The organism is Paenibacillus canaveralius (assembly GCF_047238265.1).
Taxonomy (GTDB): Bacteria; Bacillota; Bacilli; order Paenibacillales; family NBRC-103111; genus Paenibacillus_F.
Genome location: NZ_JBDFMM010000001.1, coordinates 4,999,475 through 5,015,689 on the forward strand (window position 1 = coordinate 4,999,475; position 16,215 = coordinate 5,015,689).

Annotated in this window: 13 protein-coding genes; 2 read left to right on the forward strand and 11 right to left on the reverse strand. The window is 56.0% G+C overall.

Features of this window, described 5'->3' with window-relative positions; translation table 11 throughout:
* The first annotated feature begins 33 nt into the window (after nucleotides 1-33).
* The gene (locus tag ABC395_RS22525; RefSeq protein WP_413006070.1) at nucleotides 34-1,344 is read left to right on the forward strand and encodes a glutamate-1-semialdehyde 2,1-aminomutase; all 1,311 of its coding nucleotides are present in this window, start codon (nucleotides 34-36) and stop codon (nucleotides 1,342-1,344) included.
* 442 nt (nucleotides 1,345-1,786) lie between these two features.
* Here the strand turns inward: ABC395_RS22525 and ABC395_RS22530 are convergent, their stop codons facing one another.
* The 7 genes from ABC395_RS22530 to ABC395_RS22560 all read right to left on the reverse strand — a co-directional run bounded on the left by ABC395_RS22530 (nucleotide 1,787) and on the right by ABC395_RS22560 (nucleotide 11,140).
* Nucleotides 1,787-3,553, reverse strand: coding sequence for a sensor histidine kinase (locus ABC395_RS22530; protein WP_413006071.1), 1,767 nt, complete (start codon nucleotides 3,551-3,553; stop codon nucleotides 1,787-1,789).
* A 41-nt stretch (nucleotides 3,554-3,594) separates the two neighbouring features.
* Nucleotides 3,595-5,166 (reverse strand): response regulator, encoded by a 1,572-nt coding sequence (locus tag ABC395_RS22535; RefSeq protein ID WP_413006072.1) that lies wholly within the window; start codon nucleotides 5,164-5,166, stop codon nucleotides 3,595-3,597.
* A gap of 93 nt (nucleotides 5,167-5,259) precedes the next feature.
* Nucleotides 5,260-6,900 (reverse strand): extracellular solute-binding protein, encoded by a 1,641-nt coding sequence (locus ABC395_RS22540; protein ID WP_413006073.1) that lies wholly within the window; start codon nucleotides 6,898-6,900, stop codon nucleotides 5,260-5,262.
* Between the two features lie 90 nt (nucleotides 6,901-6,990).
* Entirely contained in the window at nucleotides 6,991-7,887 is an 897-nt protein-coding gene (locus ABC395_RS22545) for a carbohydrate ABC transporter permease (RefSeq protein WP_413006074.1), read from the reverse strand.
* Between the two features lie 25 nt (nucleotides 7,888-7,912).
* Nucleotides 7,913-8,881, reverse strand: coding sequence for an ABC transporter permease (locus ABC395_RS22550; protein WP_413006075.1), 969 nt, complete (start codon nucleotides 8,879-8,881; stop codon nucleotides 7,913-7,915).
* 204 nt (nucleotides 8,882-9,085) lie between these two features.
* Complete coding sequence (gene bioB / locus ABC395_RS22555) at nucleotides 9,086-10,105, reverse strand: biotin synthase BioB (protein ID WP_413006076.1); 1,020 nt, start codon at nucleotides 10,103-10,105, stop codon at nucleotides 9,086-9,088.
* Between the two features lie 276 nt (nucleotides 10,106-10,381).
* Nucleotides 10,382-11,140 (reverse strand): sugar phosphate isomerase/epimerase family protein, encoded by a 759-nt coding sequence (locus tag ABC395_RS22560; protein ID WP_413006077.1) that lies wholly within the window; start codon nucleotides 11,138-11,140, stop codon nucleotides 10,382-10,384.
* Between the two features lie 171 nt (nucleotides 11,141-11,311).
* Here ABC395_RS22560 and ABC395_RS22565 point away from each other — a divergent pair, with 171 nt between their 5' ends.
* Entirely contained in the window at nucleotides 11,312-12,205 is an 894-nt protein-coding gene (locus ABC395_RS22565; RefSeq protein WP_413006078.1) for an AraC family transcriptional regulator, read from the forward strand.
* 791 nt (nucleotides 12,206-12,996) lie between these two features.
* On the opposite strand, the gene ABC395_RS22570 is transcribed toward ABC395_RS22565, so the two are convergent.
* From ABC395_RS22570 to ABC395_RS22585, 4 genes are all read right to left on the reverse strand, one after another.
* Nucleotides 12,997-13,638: a hypothetical protein gene (locus tag ABC395_RS22570; protein ID WP_413006079.1), complete on the reverse strand. Its 642-nt coding sequence runs from the start codon at nucleotides 13,636-13,638 to the stop codon at nucleotides 12,997-12,999.
* Between the two features lie 162 nt (nucleotides 13,639-13,800).
* Complete coding sequence (locus ABC395_RS22575) at nucleotides 13,801-14,661, reverse strand: inositol monophosphatase family protein (protein WP_413006080.1); 861 nt, start codon at nucleotides 14,659-14,661, stop codon at nucleotides 13,801-13,803.
* A 144-nt stretch (nucleotides 14,662-14,805) separates the two neighbouring features.
* Nucleotides 14,806-15,300 carry a S24/S26 family peptidase gene (locus ABC395_RS22580; protein ID WP_413006081.1) on the reverse strand — a complete coding sequence of 165 codons (495 nt, stop codon included), beginning with the start codon at nucleotides 15,298-15,300 and terminating at the stop codon, nucleotides 14,806-14,808.
* The gene (locus tag ABC395_RS22585) at nucleotides 15,300-16,127 is read right to left on the reverse strand and encodes a hypothetical protein (RefSeq protein WP_413006082.1); all 828 of its coding nucleotides are present in this window, start codon (nucleotides 16,125-16,127) and stop codon (nucleotides 15,300-15,302) included. Before ABC395_RS22585 ends, ABC395_RS22580 begins: the two co-directional genes overlap by 1 nt.
* Nucleotides 16,128-16,215 lie beyond the last annotated feature (88 nt).

Genomic DNA, 16,215 nt, shown 5'->3' on the forward strand with positions numbered 1-16,215 from the left:
ATCTCACTACATAAACAAAGGAGTTACCAAGCCATGAATCATACACGTTCCGAAAAGCTCCACGAAGAAGCGCTCCAGCATATTGTCGGCGGAGTCAACAGCCCGTCCCGATCGTTCAAAGCGGTCGGAGGCGGCGCCCCCGTATTTATGAAACGTGCGGAAGGCGCCTACTTCTGGGACGAGGACGATAACCGATATATCGACTATCTCGCCGCTTACGGACCGATTATTACGGGCCACGCCCATCCGCATGTCACCGAAGCGATCATCCGCGCCGCTCGCAACGGCACGCTCTACGGCACTCCGACGGAGCTTGAAATCACCTTCGCCCGGATGTTGAAGGAAGCCATCCCTTCGCTGGACAAAGTCCGCTTCGTCAATTCCGGCACCGAAGCCGTCATGACGACTATCCGCGTGGCGAGAGCTTACACCGGCCGCACGAAGATCATCAAATTCGCCGGCTGCTACCACGGCCATTCCGATCTCGTGCTCGTCGCGGCCGGTTCCGGCCCGTCCACGCTGGGCACGCCCGACAGCGCCGGCGTGCCCGCTTCCATCGCGCAGGAGGTCATCACCGTGCCGTTCAACGATATCCCGGCACTGGAAGAAGCCCTGGCACGCTGGGGCGGCGATATCGCCGCGGTGATGGTCGAGCCCATCGTCGGCAACTTCGGCATGGTCATGCCGCAGCCGGGCTTCCTCGAAGGGCTCTGCGCCGCCGCGCGCGCAAACGGCTCCCTCGTCATCTACGACGAGGTGATTACCGCGTTCCGTTTCCATTACGGAACGACGCAAACCTACGCGGGCCTGAACAGCCGGCCCGAGGAGATTGAGCCCGACCTTACGGCGCTCGGCAAAATCATCGGCGGCGGACTGCCGATCGGCGCTTACGGCGGCCGTAAGGAAGTGATGGAGCAGGTCGCTCCGCTCGGACCTGCGTACCAGGCCGGCACGATGGCGGGCAACCCCGCCTCCATCTCCGCCGGCATCGCCTGCCTCGAGGTGCTGAGGCAGCCCGGCACGTACGAGCGCCTCGATCAGCTCGGCTCGATGCTGGCGGACGGCCTCCGGGAATCGGCCTCCCGCCACGGCGTCGCGCTGACCGTGAACCGCATCGCCGGCGCGATCTCGACGCATTTCTGCGACCATCCGGTCACGAACTACGACGAGGCGCAGGATACGGACGGCGAGCGGTTCGGCCGCTTCTTCCGGCTCATGCTGGAACGCGGCATCAACCTCGCGCCGTCGAAGTACGAGGCGTGGTTCCTGACCACCGCGCACACCGACGCAGACGTGGCCCGCACGCTGCAGGCGGCTGACGAGTCCTTCCGTCTGCTGGGCTGACGCCCGGGGCGAAGACGCGTGCTTGCGGCGTCTCCCCGCAGCCCGGTCCGTCTCTCGGCCGCCGCAGTTGTGATGCCGGCGCAACTCTTCCGCACCGTGCGAAGCTCCCAGCGCGCGGTGCCCGGCGTCACATACTGGCTTCATCCCCGTGAGCGAAAAGCCGGACATCGGCGCAACCGGCGGCCGCACCAACGTATCGCAAACGCTGCTTTTGCCCTGTTTGCGGTGCGTTCGCAACTGGCTGCCCGCAGCCGGTCTCTGTCCGCCTTCAATCTAGCGGACACGTGAGCCGACATGTAAAGTCGACCTGTGAAGCCGGTCCTTATCACAGAGGCCGCTTCTCCCGCGTGATTCCATACCAAAAGCTCCCGTTCCGCTTATGCAGGACGGGAGCTTTTTTAGCAGGGTCACTCTGGTTTTTTCGTGCTTGTAGGTCGCATGCTCACTCTCGGTTTTTCTTGTGCTTATAGGTCGGTATGTGCAGCAGTACGGCGGTGCCGATGCCGGGCCGGCTTGCGAGCGAAACGCCGTACTTTTTGCCGAAATGAAGCTTGATCCGCTGGTCCACATTGCGGATGCCGTAACCGGATTCCACATCGTCCAGAGGGTCGAAAAGCTTGCGGAGCCGGTCCTGCGGAATGCCGTTGCCGTCATCGATAATTTTCAGATGAATATCCCCGCCGATGATTTCCCCGCTGATCCGGATGTGAATATGATCGCCGCACCAGGCGTGCTGGAGCGCGTTTTCGATAAAAGGCTGTACGATGAGCTTCACCGTATCGTACCGGTTCACTTCCGGCTGGATGTCGAAGAGAACTTCCATGCGGTCGCCGTACTTGATCGATTGAATGTCGACATAAGCCTGCACCTGCTCCAGTTCCTTGCTCAGCGGGATGAAGGTGCGTCCGTCGTTCAATGTAAGCCGGTAAAATTTCGCCAGCCCGATCACCATCCGGTGAAGCTTGTCGATATCGCCGAACCGGGCCAGGCGGCTGATCGACGATAAGGTATTATACAGAAAATGCGGGTTGATCTGCGCCTGCAGCGATTCCAGTTCGGCCTCTTTTTTCTGGAGGTTCGTCAGATAAACTTCCCGGATGAGCCCTTCCGTGTGCTGTCCCATATCGTTCAGCGCGGCCGCAATCTGGGCGAATTCGTCCCGCCCTTCGTACGCCATTCGCTTGCGGAATTCTCCCTCCCTGAACGCGTGCAGGACGGAGACGATTTTGGTCACCCTTTTGGAGAAGAACCTTGAAAACATCCAGCCCACGAAAAAAATAACCAATACGGAAATCAGGCATACGACTGCCGTCAGCATCCGTACTTTGTCCGCGTCCTGTTCCATGATCGCCGTCGGAACGAGCGAAACAACGCTCCAGTCCAGACCTTCGAGGGGCTGGCGCAGCACGAGATGATTTTGGGCCCACGATTCATCCCATGTCTTGCCTGTCATGTTCGTATCGGCCGCCGACGAGTAGAGGATGTCTCCCTGGGGACCGACGATATAGATGGCGCTGCCTTCCCCGACTTTCGTATAGTCCACGCTTTCAAAAAGATCCTGCAGATGGGCGGTAACGCGGATGAAGCCGATCTCCCTCAGCTCCACCCCGTTCGTCGTATCCACGATTCTGCGCAGCAGGGAAAGCCTGCCGAATTTCGCGTCGTCCTCGATCTGCCGCCACTGCATCGTCGTTCCGTAGCGCTCGGGCGGGAAGTTTTTGTACCAGTCCGCGTCCACGATCCGGTTCATATGGTAGAGTTCGTACAGCTTTCCCACCGTCATAAGAGGATCGATATTTTCGTGATTGTAGTACACTTCCGGCAGAGTTTCATTGTGCAGATAGACGGAAAGCCACAGCCTGAGGCTGCTTGATTGAATGGTCTGCATCATTTTGGGAAGCAGGTAAGTCGTCGTCGCGTCGTAGCTTACCCAGCCTTCCTCATAATGCTTCAGATGCTTGGCCAGCGTCGTATCCCCGTAAATCATATTCGTCAGACGTCTCGTATCCTCGATTTTGTACTGGATATTGTCCCTGATCTGTCTCATCGTGCCCTGCACGCTGCTCTCCGCCTGCTCACGCACCGACTTCACCAAAGTAGAAACCGCGAACGAGCCTACAATGATCACCGGCACGAGAATACAGAGCGCGTACGAGAGCATGAGCTTATATCCGAACGGAACGAACCGCCGGCGCTCTTCCGGTTTCATACGTACCGGCTCCTTTCCCGCACCCGGGGTGCATTCCGCTGTTAGTGGTTTCTTCTGAACTGCATGGGGGTCATACCGAACGTTTCCTTGAACTGCCGGCTGAAATAAGGCAGATACCTGTAGCCGATCCGGTCCGCCACCTCGTAAATTTTAAGCGTCGGATCGCCCAGAAGCTCCTTCGCCTTTTCCATCCGCAGCGCAATCACGTAATCGCTGAAATTTTGGCCGGTTTCTTCTTTAAACACATGGCCTAAATAGTTCGGGGAAAAAGAAAAGCGGTCCGCCACGTCGCGAAGCGTCACATTCTCCTGCAGCCGTTCCTTGATATATTCCATCATATCGCGGATCAGCTTGCGGTTTTTGCTCTGATTTCCCATGTTCAACTTCTCCGAAATTTCAAAAAGCATGCGGCGCATCCAGCTGCGTATGTCCTCAATGGTTTCGAATTGCAGCAGGATGTCAAGGTTTTGCAGTTCCATTCCCAGCAGCGTAAACAACTGCTCGTTTCTCGTCTGGAGATAGCCGTCCAGCTTGACGATCAGGTACGTGGCGAAGTTATGGATCGTAAAACGCGATCGCAGACACACCGCCACGTTAAACAGCCGGTCGATTTCATCGTGAATGCCGACCAGGTCATACTTGACCATCGCGTTAAACAAAGCGTCGAGCCGGAATTCCAGCTGCTTGGCGTCGGCGATTTCTTCCTGCGGAATTTCGCGGGTCTCGATAATCTTCGCTTTGCCGTAGAACATCTTGGCATCGAGAGCGGCAAGCGCCTCGCGGTAAGACTCCTGCAGAACCGCCGGATCGCCGGCCGGGTTGCCGAGCCCGATCGTAATCGTAAAAGGAAAATGCTCTTTGACGTAAGCGATCACTTCCTGAAGCTCTTTGGTCCCCTTCTCATCGGCCGTAACCAGCAGGCCCAGGCGCTGCTTCGTAATCCGGCACATATGGGTAATTCCGCGCGGCCGGCACAAATCCATGATTTGTCCGCCGAAATCGTTAAGCATATCCTGACGTTCCTTGGCCGTATACGGATTCAGCTTCCACGACAGATCGTCGGTTTCCAAAACCGCGGCCCGGATGGGATAGCGGATCGGTTCCAGACCTTCCTCGGTCAACAAGTCATCGAGTTCCTGCCGGCCTGCCGTGCCTTCCAGCAAACGAAACACATATTCATTGTGCACAATCGGTCTCATCTGTTCGAAGGCCCGTTCCGTTTTGCGGCGCTTTTGTTCGCGGTTGAGATCCCCGATAATCGTTTCGAGCGATTGGATCAGCTCGTTATCGTCCATCGGCTTCAGCACATAGCTGCAAGCTTTCAGAGAAAGCGCTTCCTTAACATAACCGAAATCCTGGTGCCCGCTTACGAAAATAACCCGCAATCCCGTATGCCGCTCCAGCGCCTTTCGGGCCAGCTCAAGACCGGTCATGCTCGGCATCCTTACGTCCGTCACGAGGATATCGACCTTCTCCTGTTCCATAACCCTTACGGCATCGAAGCCGTTATTGACTGCTCCGACTACATGAAGACCGAGACGCTCCCAAGGGATAAAAGTCTGCATGCCCTCCAGGTCCAATATTTCATCATCTGCCAGCAGCACGTTATACATGTTGTTCTCCTTTCCCGGCGAATAGCAAAAGAGGTATACCCCAAGTATACCTCTTCTGCCCGCCTAGGCGGCATTAAATTTCCAATGATCTTCTTATTTGCCGATTTTCTTCTTGTTTTCCTGCCAGCGTTCCGTTTGGTATTTCAGCAGTTTGGCGTATCCGGCAGCTTGAGCGTCTTTTTCCGCTTTATCCAAGATGGATGTCACTTCGGCATCGCTTTTCGCGAAGAGAGCTTTTGCACGGGATTCGATGAAAATATCTCTGACGCGCTGTTGAACCATACCTTCTTCCGTGTTCGCAGCCGGATCAAGGTTTACGAATTCCGTACGGTTGAATACGGTTTTCCATGCCACTTGAGTCTGGTTGCGTGTTTCCCAGCTTTGCTTTTCAGGAGGAAACTTCAGCTCGATATCGGTCTTGGCCGTATCGATGTAAGTCGTGTTGCCGACCCATTGCAGGTTGACGAGAGAATCCATCAGCTTGGCGCGTCCGGTTGCGTCGCTGTAGTATTTGTCCGTGAATTTAGGCGTGCCTTTGTCGTCTACGCCCTTCCAGTATTCGCCTTCAGGACCCCAGAACATAACGCGCTGGCCTTCTTCTCCGGTCATCCAATCGAGGAAGGCGAAGATCGCTTCCGGATTTTTCGCGCTCTTCGTAATAACGTTTACGTTCCAGCCGAGTGTCGCGTAGTGGCCAGGGAATACTTTGGTTTTGTCTACGCCTTCTTTATGAACCGGCCAGATCATTTGGTAACCAGGGTGGTTCGGGTCTTTGGTTTGAAGAGCCGTCGTACCTTTGGAACCGAATTCCGTCACGCTGGATGCCGCCATAACGGCAACTTTACCGTTGTTCACTTTCTCGTCGATCTGGTCTTTCGTTTGAGTCAATACGTCTTGAGAAATCAATTTCTCGCGGAAAAGCTTGCTTGCGTAAGTCAGAGACTCCCGGTAAACCGGATCCGCAAAGATCGATTTCAGCTCGTTGCCTTCCGGAACGGCACGCATCGAGATGTTCGTAACCGGATGATCGTTGGCGAAGCCAGGGTACATGATCTCAACGTTCTGAGCCTGCACGCCGGAATCGAACGGAATCACGTCCGGATATTTCGCTTTCACTTGTTTGAGGTAAGCATACAGATCATCGAACGTTTCGAGCTTCGGCTCGCCCAGTTCTTTGTAAATTTTCAGGTTGATCATATAACCCGCGTTGCCCGCAGGGCGCTGCGTATACCAGTTCGGGAACTGATAGAGCTTGCCGTCGCTGGAGCGCAGCATGTTGAGGGTCGCTTCTCCCGCCCACTTCTTCAGGTTAGGATATTTGTCGAGGTATTCGTCGAAAGACACCAGCATGCCTGCCGCACGCAGCTTCTCTACCTGGGCTCCGCGCTCCAGCCAGATGACATCGGGCAGTTCTTTGGAAGCCATCAGCGTATTGAATTTCTGCTCGGCGTTGCCGCCGTTAGGTACGCCCGTTACGTTGACTTTTTTGTTTTCTTTCACCCATTTTGTAGCGAGATCTTGGCCCCATACCGGCATGGTGAACCAGTCATAGTTGCCGTAGAAGCTTACGTCGAGCTGCTGCTCGCCGAACTTGACCCCGGTCGATTGAGTGGTACCTTGTTTACCGGAATCCGAAGCGGCCGGCTTGCTGTCGCTGCTGCAGCCGCTAAGCACCGCTATGGAAGACAGCACGGTAATGAGCGTGAGCGAGACCCCTTTTTTCCATTTTGCCATTTGTGACACTCCCCTTAATCGATATTATAATCTATGTGGTCAATCGTGTTGCACGTGGTTGCGCTTACAATCCGTTTGAAAAGCGAAGATCTACTCCTTGAGGGAGCCGATCATAACGCCTTTGGAGAAATATTTCTGAACAAACGGATAGATGAGCATAACTGGCAGGGTAGAAACGACCATCGTAGCCATCGACAACGATTTCGTTGTAATCGACTGCATCTTGGACAGTTGGGTCAATGCCGCAGAGTCCAGATTGGAAAGCTGTTCCGACATAATATTGGAGTTCAAAATTTGTCTCAGCAGCGTTTGCACCGGGTACAAATCGGTGTTGTTCAGATAGATGCTGGGCAGGAACCACTCGTTCCAGTGCTGAACCGCCGTGAACAGTCCCAGCGTGGCGATAACGGGACCGGACAAAGGAAGCACGATCCGGAAAAATACCGACCAGGTTCCGCAGCCGTCCAGTTTAGCCGCTTCTTCAAGCCCTGCCGGAATACTCCGGAAGAACGTCATGAAGATAATCATGTTCCAGACGTTGATCATAACCGGCAGGATCATGACCCAGAACGTATCCATCAGGCCAAGTCCGCGGATTAACAGGAAGTTCGGGATCAGACCGCCGGTGAAATACATCGTGACCACGGCCAACACCATATAATACTTGCGGAAGATAAGCCCTCGTCTGGACAACCCGTAGGCAAATAGAGAAGTCGCTAGAATGCCTACAACGGTTCCTATTACGGTACGGCTGATCGTGATCAGAAAGCCTTGAATGATCCTCTTGTCTTCGAAAACGACGTTGTAGTTTTCCAATGTAAACTCACGAGGCCAGAAGGTGATTCCGCCCATCATCGTGTCTTTGCCGCTGTTGAACGAAATGACGACCGAGTTCCAGAACGGATACAGCGTAATGAAGGCCAGAAATATCAGCAGTGTATAGATGACGACCGTCATGAACCGGTCTCCCAAGTTTGCTCTCAACATGTTGTTTCCGCCTTTCTTTCTCCAGCTACCATAGACTTTGCCCCGTTCTGCGGGCAAGAAGGTTGGCGCCGCTCAGCAGAACAATACTGATTACCGCTTTAAACAATCCGACTGCCGTCGCATATGAGAACAACTGGTTCTGAATACCGGTCCGGTAAACGAACGTATCGAGGACATCCGAGTATTCTCTGAGAACCGGATTCGCACTGAGCAGGAGAATATCTTCGTAGCCGCCGTTGGCACCCGCGTTCATCATACTTCCGATCTGCAGAATGAGGAAAATCATGATGACCGGGAAAATGCAAGGCAGTGTAATCAGATAGATTTGTTTAAAACGCGATGCTCCGTCGATCGAGGCGGATTCGTATAAAGCAGGATCGATTCCCGCGATAGCCGCCAAGTATACGATCGATCCGAAACCGATATCTTTCCATATCCCCGTGGAGATCAGGATCGTCCAGAAATATTCCGGAATCGCCAGGAAGTTGACCGGTTCGTCGATCATGCTCAGCTTCTGCAGAGCGATGTTCAAACTTCCGTTGTCCGTGGACAGGAAGGACATCACGAATCCCGCTACGACAACCCAGGACAAGAAGTGAGGCAGGTACGTGACCGTTTGTACGACATTTTTGAAAAGTTTGTTCCGGACCTCGTTCAGCATGAGGGCCAGGATGATAGGCGCCGGGAATGCGATCAGAAGCTTGAACAAGCTGATCATGATCGTGTTCCTCATAACCCTCGGAAAATCCGGAGACTCGAAAAACATTTTGAAATGCTTAAGTCCTACCCAAGGACTTCCGAAAAACCCGTTGAAAAGATCATAATCTTTAAATGCGGTCAACACTCCGTACATCGGAATGTAATGGAAGATAAGAAGAAAAACAATTCCTGGAAGTACCATGAGCTGAATATCCCACTGTTTGAAAAAACGCTTCCATATCGACGGGCTTTTCGCCTCTTTACTTACGCTGGTTTCTACTGCAACTTGTGCCATTGTCTCCCCCCTTTCCGGCCTTAGCCGATAGACTTATTGTATCCGCTTTCGCTTTCTCCGCCCATTTGCCGGATCAACGAAAATTAATACTATTCAATGCAATTAAGCCCGTTTCGTATAAAAATGCAAAAAAAGCAGAAGGACTTCCGTCCTTCTGCTTTTTTTCTGTTTTCCGATGCGGCTAATCGGCTTAAATAGGCCGGTCTACAAGGCGCACAATTCGATTTCGAAGCCGAGATCCTCCAGCATCCGGTGGTCTTCGCCGGCTTCCTGGCCTTCCGTGGTCAGATAATCCCCCAGGAAAATCGAGTTGGCCGCATACAGACCCAGAGGCTGCAGCGATTTCAGGTTCACTTCCCGGCCGCCGGCAATGCGGATTTCCTTCGCCGGGCAAATCAGCCGCATGAGCGCGAGAATTTTGAGGCACTGGCGCGGATTCAGGCTCCGTTGGTCCGCCAGCGGCGTGCCGGGAATCGGGTTCAGGAAGTTGACCGGAATGGAGTCGGCGTCCAGTTCGCGCAGCGCAAAGGCCATCTCCGCCAATTCCTCGTCCGACTCGCCCATTCCCGCAATAATTCCGGAGCAGGGCGACATTCCCGCCTGCTTCGCCTGCTCTACCGTCCTGACCCGGTCCTCGTATGTATGCGTGGACGTAATTTTGGCGAAATGTGAAGCGCTCGTGTTGAGATTGTGGTTATAGCGGTCTACCCCCGCCTCTTTCAGGCGCACGGCCTGCTCGTCCGATAAAATGCCCAGACAGGCGCAAATTTTCAGGGGCATTTCCCCTTTAATCGTCTGCACGGCTTCAATCACCTGATCCAGCTCGCGGTTAGTCGGTCCTTTGCCGCTGGCCACGATGCAATAGGTGCCCACTTTCATCTCCAGCGCTTTCCGCGCTCCCTCGATCAGAACGTTCTTCTCCAGTAGCGGGTACTTCGTAATCGGAGCTTTGGATACGATGGATTGGGAGCAGTAGCCGCAGTCCTCGGGGCACAGTCCGCTTTTCGCGTTAATGATGAGATTGAGCTTCACCTTGCGTCCGTAATAATGCTTGCGTACACGGAAAGCCGCCTGCATAAGGGGCAGCAGCTCATCATCGTCGGCCCGGAGTACGCTCAGCGCCTCTTCCGTCTCCAGCTTGTCACCCCGAAGCGCCTTGTCCGCGTAGTGCTCCCATCTGGACAAGGTTCCGGTTCCCCCGGCCGTTTGTTGTTCCGTATGCATGCTCAGCACGTCCTTTCCTGCCAAAAGAAAAGTTGAATAAATAGCCGAATTTTCGGTTTGTAAATTCCGCTTGCCCGTTAATTGTTAACCTAATAAACCAAATTAAGGTTTACAATCATTTTCATTGTAACAGGATTTCTTCCGCACGGAAAGTTATTTCCTGCCCCGTTATTGCTACCGGCAAATCCTTTACTTCCGCTATGTACAAAAAAAGAGCATTTCCCGTTCGGGGAAAATGCTCTTCCTGCACTGCCGGACGTGCGGCGGATTATCTGCTTAACGGTAATTCTGACGCAGCCACTCCCGGCTTGCGGCAATGCTTTCAAACGGCGGATTCTGGCACTCGTCCTGCTCGACGATGAACCACTTCGTGCCGATTTCTCCGGCGGCGGCCAGCACCGGTTTCAGGTCGACTTCGCCTGTACCCAGCTCAACCGTGAGCAGCTTGCCGTCTTCCCGGCGCAGGTCTTTCACATGAAGAAGCGGCGTTCTTCCCGCATACTGCTTCATAACCTCTATCGGATCCAAGCCGGCGTTATGAGCCCAGCACACATCCAGTTCCACGAACAGCTCATTCTCGGGGAGCGCGGAGAAAAATGCGTCAAACATGGTCTGATCGCCGATTTTTTCTTCAAACTCGAACGAATGATTGTGATACCCGAAAGCGATTCCGTGTTCCGCAAAGCGGCGGCTGCTCTCCTTGAGAATCTCCACGATTTCACGGAAGCCTTCCTCGGTGCGCTCAGGCGGAAACCAGCCCGGGCAGACGACATACTTGCTGCCGATGGCCACGTTCATTTCGATTTCTTCATCCAAGTTTTCCTGAAGACGGTGAATGCCCACATGACTGCCGACCGAAGTCAGGTTCAGTTCTTTCAGAAGTTCACTCAATTCACGGGGAGCAAGCCCTCCGTAACCGGCAAATTCTACCCCTTCATACCCGAGCTCCGCCACTTTCCGCAAGGAGCCTCTGAAGTCCTTCTCCGTTTCCGAACGCAGGGTGTATAACTGCACGCCAATTCCGATCTTTGTCATCTTCGATCACCTTTCCTCTGTCCTGGGTTATGGAAATGCCGGAAGGCAAATGCTTCCCTCCGTTAAAAAACCTCTCCTTCTATTGATACCATACCTCGTTTATAATGAGAATGAATGATCTACGCGGAACATGAACTATTTTGCTAAATTCTCAAAAAGGAACGATGCCTCGTGACAGGAATTCAGGACCCGGCGTCAGCCGTAAAAGATGAGGTCCATATTTTGTCCGCCGGTTATTCGGTGCACCGCAAGCCTTTCGTCTCCAATCAGCGGGACGGAATCCAATACTATTTGCTGCGTCTTCAGACGGAAGGCACCTGTCAGGTTTGGCAGGAGGGCCGCTACGTAACCGCAGAGCCCGGCGATCTTCTGCTGTATCGTCCCGGAGACGCCTACGAGCTCCGAATCGGCAGCCAGCACGAGACTTCGCCGCCGGATGCCGGTACCGTGTACAGCGGCGATTATTATCTGATGTGCAGCGGAAGCTGGATGGACGCCTGGTGGGAGCGTTTCAAGAGACCCGGCATCATCCGGGTCGGCCTCGACGACAGCTGGCTGAACGTCTGGCGGGAAATTTTCCGCGAACGCCGCCGGCTGCACGACAACCTGCAGGAAATCGGCGACTATCTCGTTCGCGTGCTCTGCCTGTCGCTGGACCGCGTCATCGGCGATCTTGCGGACCTGGGGTCGTTTCCCCAGAAACCGCGCTTCTCTTATATGGTCCAGCGGATGAAAACATACATCGAGCAGAACGCCTCGGAAGCCTTCACGCTGCAGGATCTGGCCGACCACGTCGGACTAAGCACCTCGCGCGCGGGTCACCTGTTCCGCGAGACGTTCGGCCAGTCCGTCATGGATTACGCCATCGAGGTGCGGATCTCGATGGCATGCGAGCGCATCCGCTTCGGCGCGATGACGCTGGAACAGGCTGCGGAATCTTGCGGCTTCCACAGCTATTCGTATTTCCACCGCACCTTCCGGGCGCGGATGGGCCTCTCTCCCCGCGAGTACCGCGACGGCAAGCTCGGCAGCCTGGAAACGCCTCAAGAGCATGGCGTTACTTGAGACGCGGGAACAGGCTTGCTGCATGTTGAAGCGGAGCGCGAGCGGGGCCGCTTTTTGCCGCAGATGCAGCGCCGGTGCGGAGCGCCGCCCCACGGCCTAGCAGGCGAAAAACGCGAGGCTGAAGCGCATTTGCCTTGGCCTAGCGGGCCTGTGCTGCGGCGCTGCGGCTGAAGCGATCGCGCAGGCGAAAAACGCGAGGCATAAGCGCCTTTGCCCCTGGCCTTGCGAGCCTGTGCTGCGGCGCTGCGGCTGGTGCGATCACAGTCTCAGCGCTGGCGCTGATGCGGCCGCCGCGTTGCAGCTGAGACGCTGACTACTTGACGCAGACGCGCCTGGGACTACAACCGACCGCAGACGCGGCTGCGGCGTTGCAGTCCCAGCATCAGCGCAGCGCCGGTGCGGAAGCGTCGGGCATCGGAGGCATAGCCGCTTCGTTCTGCATCTACCGCAGCGCACCGCACAGTAGCGGCCCAAGCATCAGCGCAGCGCTCCGGTGTTTGGAGGTACAGCCGCTTCGTCTGCACCTCCCGCCCGCAGCCCGCCATACCGCCCGAAACGGCGGCCAAACAAAAACAGCCCTTGTCCTCTCCCGGACAAGGGCTGTTTTGCTGCTGCGCCGAAACGGCATTTGTATGTGTTCCTGCGCCATGCCGGAGCACTTATCGAAAGCCGGCGCTCCACGGCGGAGTACCCCGCGCCATGCTTCTAAAGATACATAGTCAGCCGCTCAGTGCACTCCGCTCATACGCGCGCTGACCCGCTTTGCCTTTCCCGAACGGCTCAGCCGCAGGTTACGGAGCGACTTTCACCGCTTTGACCCAGCTGACGTCTTTGCCCCATTTTTTCTCGTGATAGGAGAAAAGAATATAGGTCCGGCCGTCCTTCGGATCGGTTCCCGCACCGGCTCCGGTCCCCGCTTCCGCATCCTTGGCGTAGTAGCGCACCTTTGCCGGGAAAGCCTCGCCGGTATAGACGAATGCGCCGGACATGCCCGCCTTCTTCGCTTCCTCTTCGTTCGTCGATGCGCCCGTCAGCCGCTCGATCATTTCCAGCGCGCGCGGCATCGTCACGTTATCGGCGCCGAAGGCGTAGCTCTCCGGCTTTTGGCCTTTGGCGAGCGAATCAGGCGCGGGCTCCCAAGCGGCCACCGTGCCGTTCTGCACGTAAGGATACACCTTATAGCTGTAGCCTTCCTGATTCAGCGCTTTACCGCCGGTGCTCTCCAGCTCTACCTCGATCACAGTCGCATAGGCCGCGGCTGCGGATGCCTGGGACGGCACCTCGGCAGGCTTCTCCGCCGCAGGCACGATCCGCGCCCGGAGTTTAACGTCTTCGGGCGCCAGCGTCGGATCTATGTTGAAACGGATCACCGCATATATCCCGGCAGCCAGACACAACAAAATGAGCCCGATCAGCCATCTTTTTCTATTCATCCGTTTCCCTCCGTTTCTCTCTTTGTCCATGTTACTTCCTCCACGCAAAAAAAACAAACCCCGAAGTAACCTTCGGGGCCTCGGGCCTAAGCCTTGGCATTTCCTTGCGTCCCGGTACCTAGCAGGTCCCGTCGGCGCCTCAATCCAACAAGTCCGAAAAGCCTATAAACCCGTAGCGCCGGCCTGCTGAAGCTCGTTTTGCAGTTCGTCGTGAATGAGACCGTTTGTCGCCATCACATTGCGTACGCCAAGCGTATAAGGCTGTCCCGCCGTATCGGTGACCCGGCCGCCCGATTCCTGGACGAGCAGCGCACCCGCCGCTATATCCCAGGCATTGAGCCCGATTTCGTAAAAGCCCGACAGACGGCCCGCCGCCACGTAAGCCAGGTGCAGCGCCGCCGAACCCGCATTGCGGAAATTGCGCACCTTCGGCATGAGAGCGTTGATACCGGCCAGGTTGATCGGCAGAGCGCCATCGCGGTCGGCCGGGAAACCTGTTCCGAGCAGGCTTTCGGACAGCGCCGCTTCACCCGACACGCCAAGCTTGGCGGCCTTCAGGTAAGCGCCCTTGCCTTTTTCCGCCACAAACAGCTCGTCACGCATGGGATCGTAGACCACGCCCACAATCACTTCGCCTTTGTAAGCAAGCGCAATGGACACGCTGAAGAACGGAAATCCATGTATAAAGTTCGTCGTACCGTCGATAGGATCGACGATCCATAAGTATTCGGCATCGCTTACGTTCTCCAGGGCGGCCGCCGACGCTTCGGGTCCCGGCTCCACGCCTTCCTCGCCGAGAAACGCGTGATGAGGAAAATGCGTCAAAATCAGATTACGGATCATTTTCTCCGATCCCTTGTCCACTTCCGTTACAAGATCGTGGGAGGAATACTTCACATCGACCCGGCGGATTTCTCCCACCCGGCTCTTAATCCATTCGCCCGCCTTCGCGGCGGTATTGATAGCGACGGCCGTAAAGCTTTTGCCGCCGACACGGTAAGGTTCCTGATTTACAGTCGTCATTGGATATCACTCTTTTCTCTCGCAATCTAGTATAGTTCTAGTATAGTAAATGAAACGAATTGCGTGCCACATCGTTTCACCCAAATTTCCTCGTAGGATCTGCCAAAAAAATAAAGCCGCGTGCGCGGCGCATTCATCCACCGGTCAATTTCTCCGCCCGCGGAGCCTTCCCGCATAACGCGATGCCAGACGGAATCCCCGTGACAATGCCGGAAAAACCGTCATGAGCAGGCCCCAGATCCGGAAGCCCGGCGACAGCCTCGACGAAACGCGGCCGTCCCGGCTTATCGTCTCCAGCCGGGCCAGCACTTTGGCCGCGGGCACGGGCGGGTCGAAGCCGATGTTCGCGTCGCCCTTGCAGAGCAGCGGGGCCTGCGCCCCTGCTCCTCCCCGCCGGATCAGGCGGTGGGCGATAAGCCCGCCCTCTTCCCCTTCGAAGAGCACGATATCGCCCCTCCGCAGATCCGCGGCCGCCACCGGCACGAACGTGCAGACGCTGCCTTCGCGGATCAGCGGAAGCATGCTTGTGCCGCGCGAAGGAATCTCCACGCGCCCTTTAAGCTCCAGGGCGCGCCGCACGACAAGCGCCTCCGCGCCGAGTCCTCCGCTCCCACTCCGGCTAGGCGCGACGCCGCCCATCAGACGCCGGCCTCTCGGGGAGCTATAACATTCCAGAAGAGATCGTTCTTCTGGAAGAAAAGCTCACGGACCGGTACCCGCTCCAGGAAGCGCGTGCACAGCTGCATCACCGCGCGGGTCTCCTCCGCCCCCGTCGTCCAGAAAAAAACCTGGCTCATGACGATCGGCAGGGCATCCGACGCTTTCATCGGCTCCGTCCGGACTTCCTCCGACTGTCTGAGCACGTACATCCCTTCCAGCGGAGCGGCCGGAATGCCCTCGCCGATATCCCAGCGCGAATCGCTGCGGAAAGGCGAGTTGTACGCCAGCGCCTCCGATCCGCCGTCCGGTCCCGCTTCGGGAAGGGCAATCACCGTCGCTTCGTCGCTGAGCAGGACACGCGGCCTGGACAGCAGCGCGGCCGTAGATTTGCCCGCTCCCGACGGCCCCGCGAACAAATAGCCCCTCCCGTCCTGAACGACGCACGAAGAGTGCATGAGCAGGCCCAGCCCGTTGCGGATGAGGAAAGCGCTGTAGACGTTCATCAGCGCATGCTTCAGCGCGAACTCGTCCTGCACGTCCACGGAAGCCGCCTTAAGGTCCTCGTCCGCTTCGATCCTGTAATCGGCCCGGGTATAGATAACCTTACCGCCGCGCTTCTCCGCGGCAACCTCGAAATCGACGAACGGCACACCGTAGCCGTCCTTTATGTTCAGCCGCAGACGAGGCTCCTCCCCGTCGTCTCCGAAGCCTCTGTCAAATGATTCTCTCAACCACTCGCCGAGTACCGGAGAATCCGTTTCAATGCCGATCCGCTCATTTCCGATCCGGGTCAAAAAACGCGTCATGGAAGGTCCTCTCTTTTTGCAAAATAAGCTTGATTTTCATAAATTTTACCTGATATCGAACCGCTTCACAACAACAAAAAGCACAAAA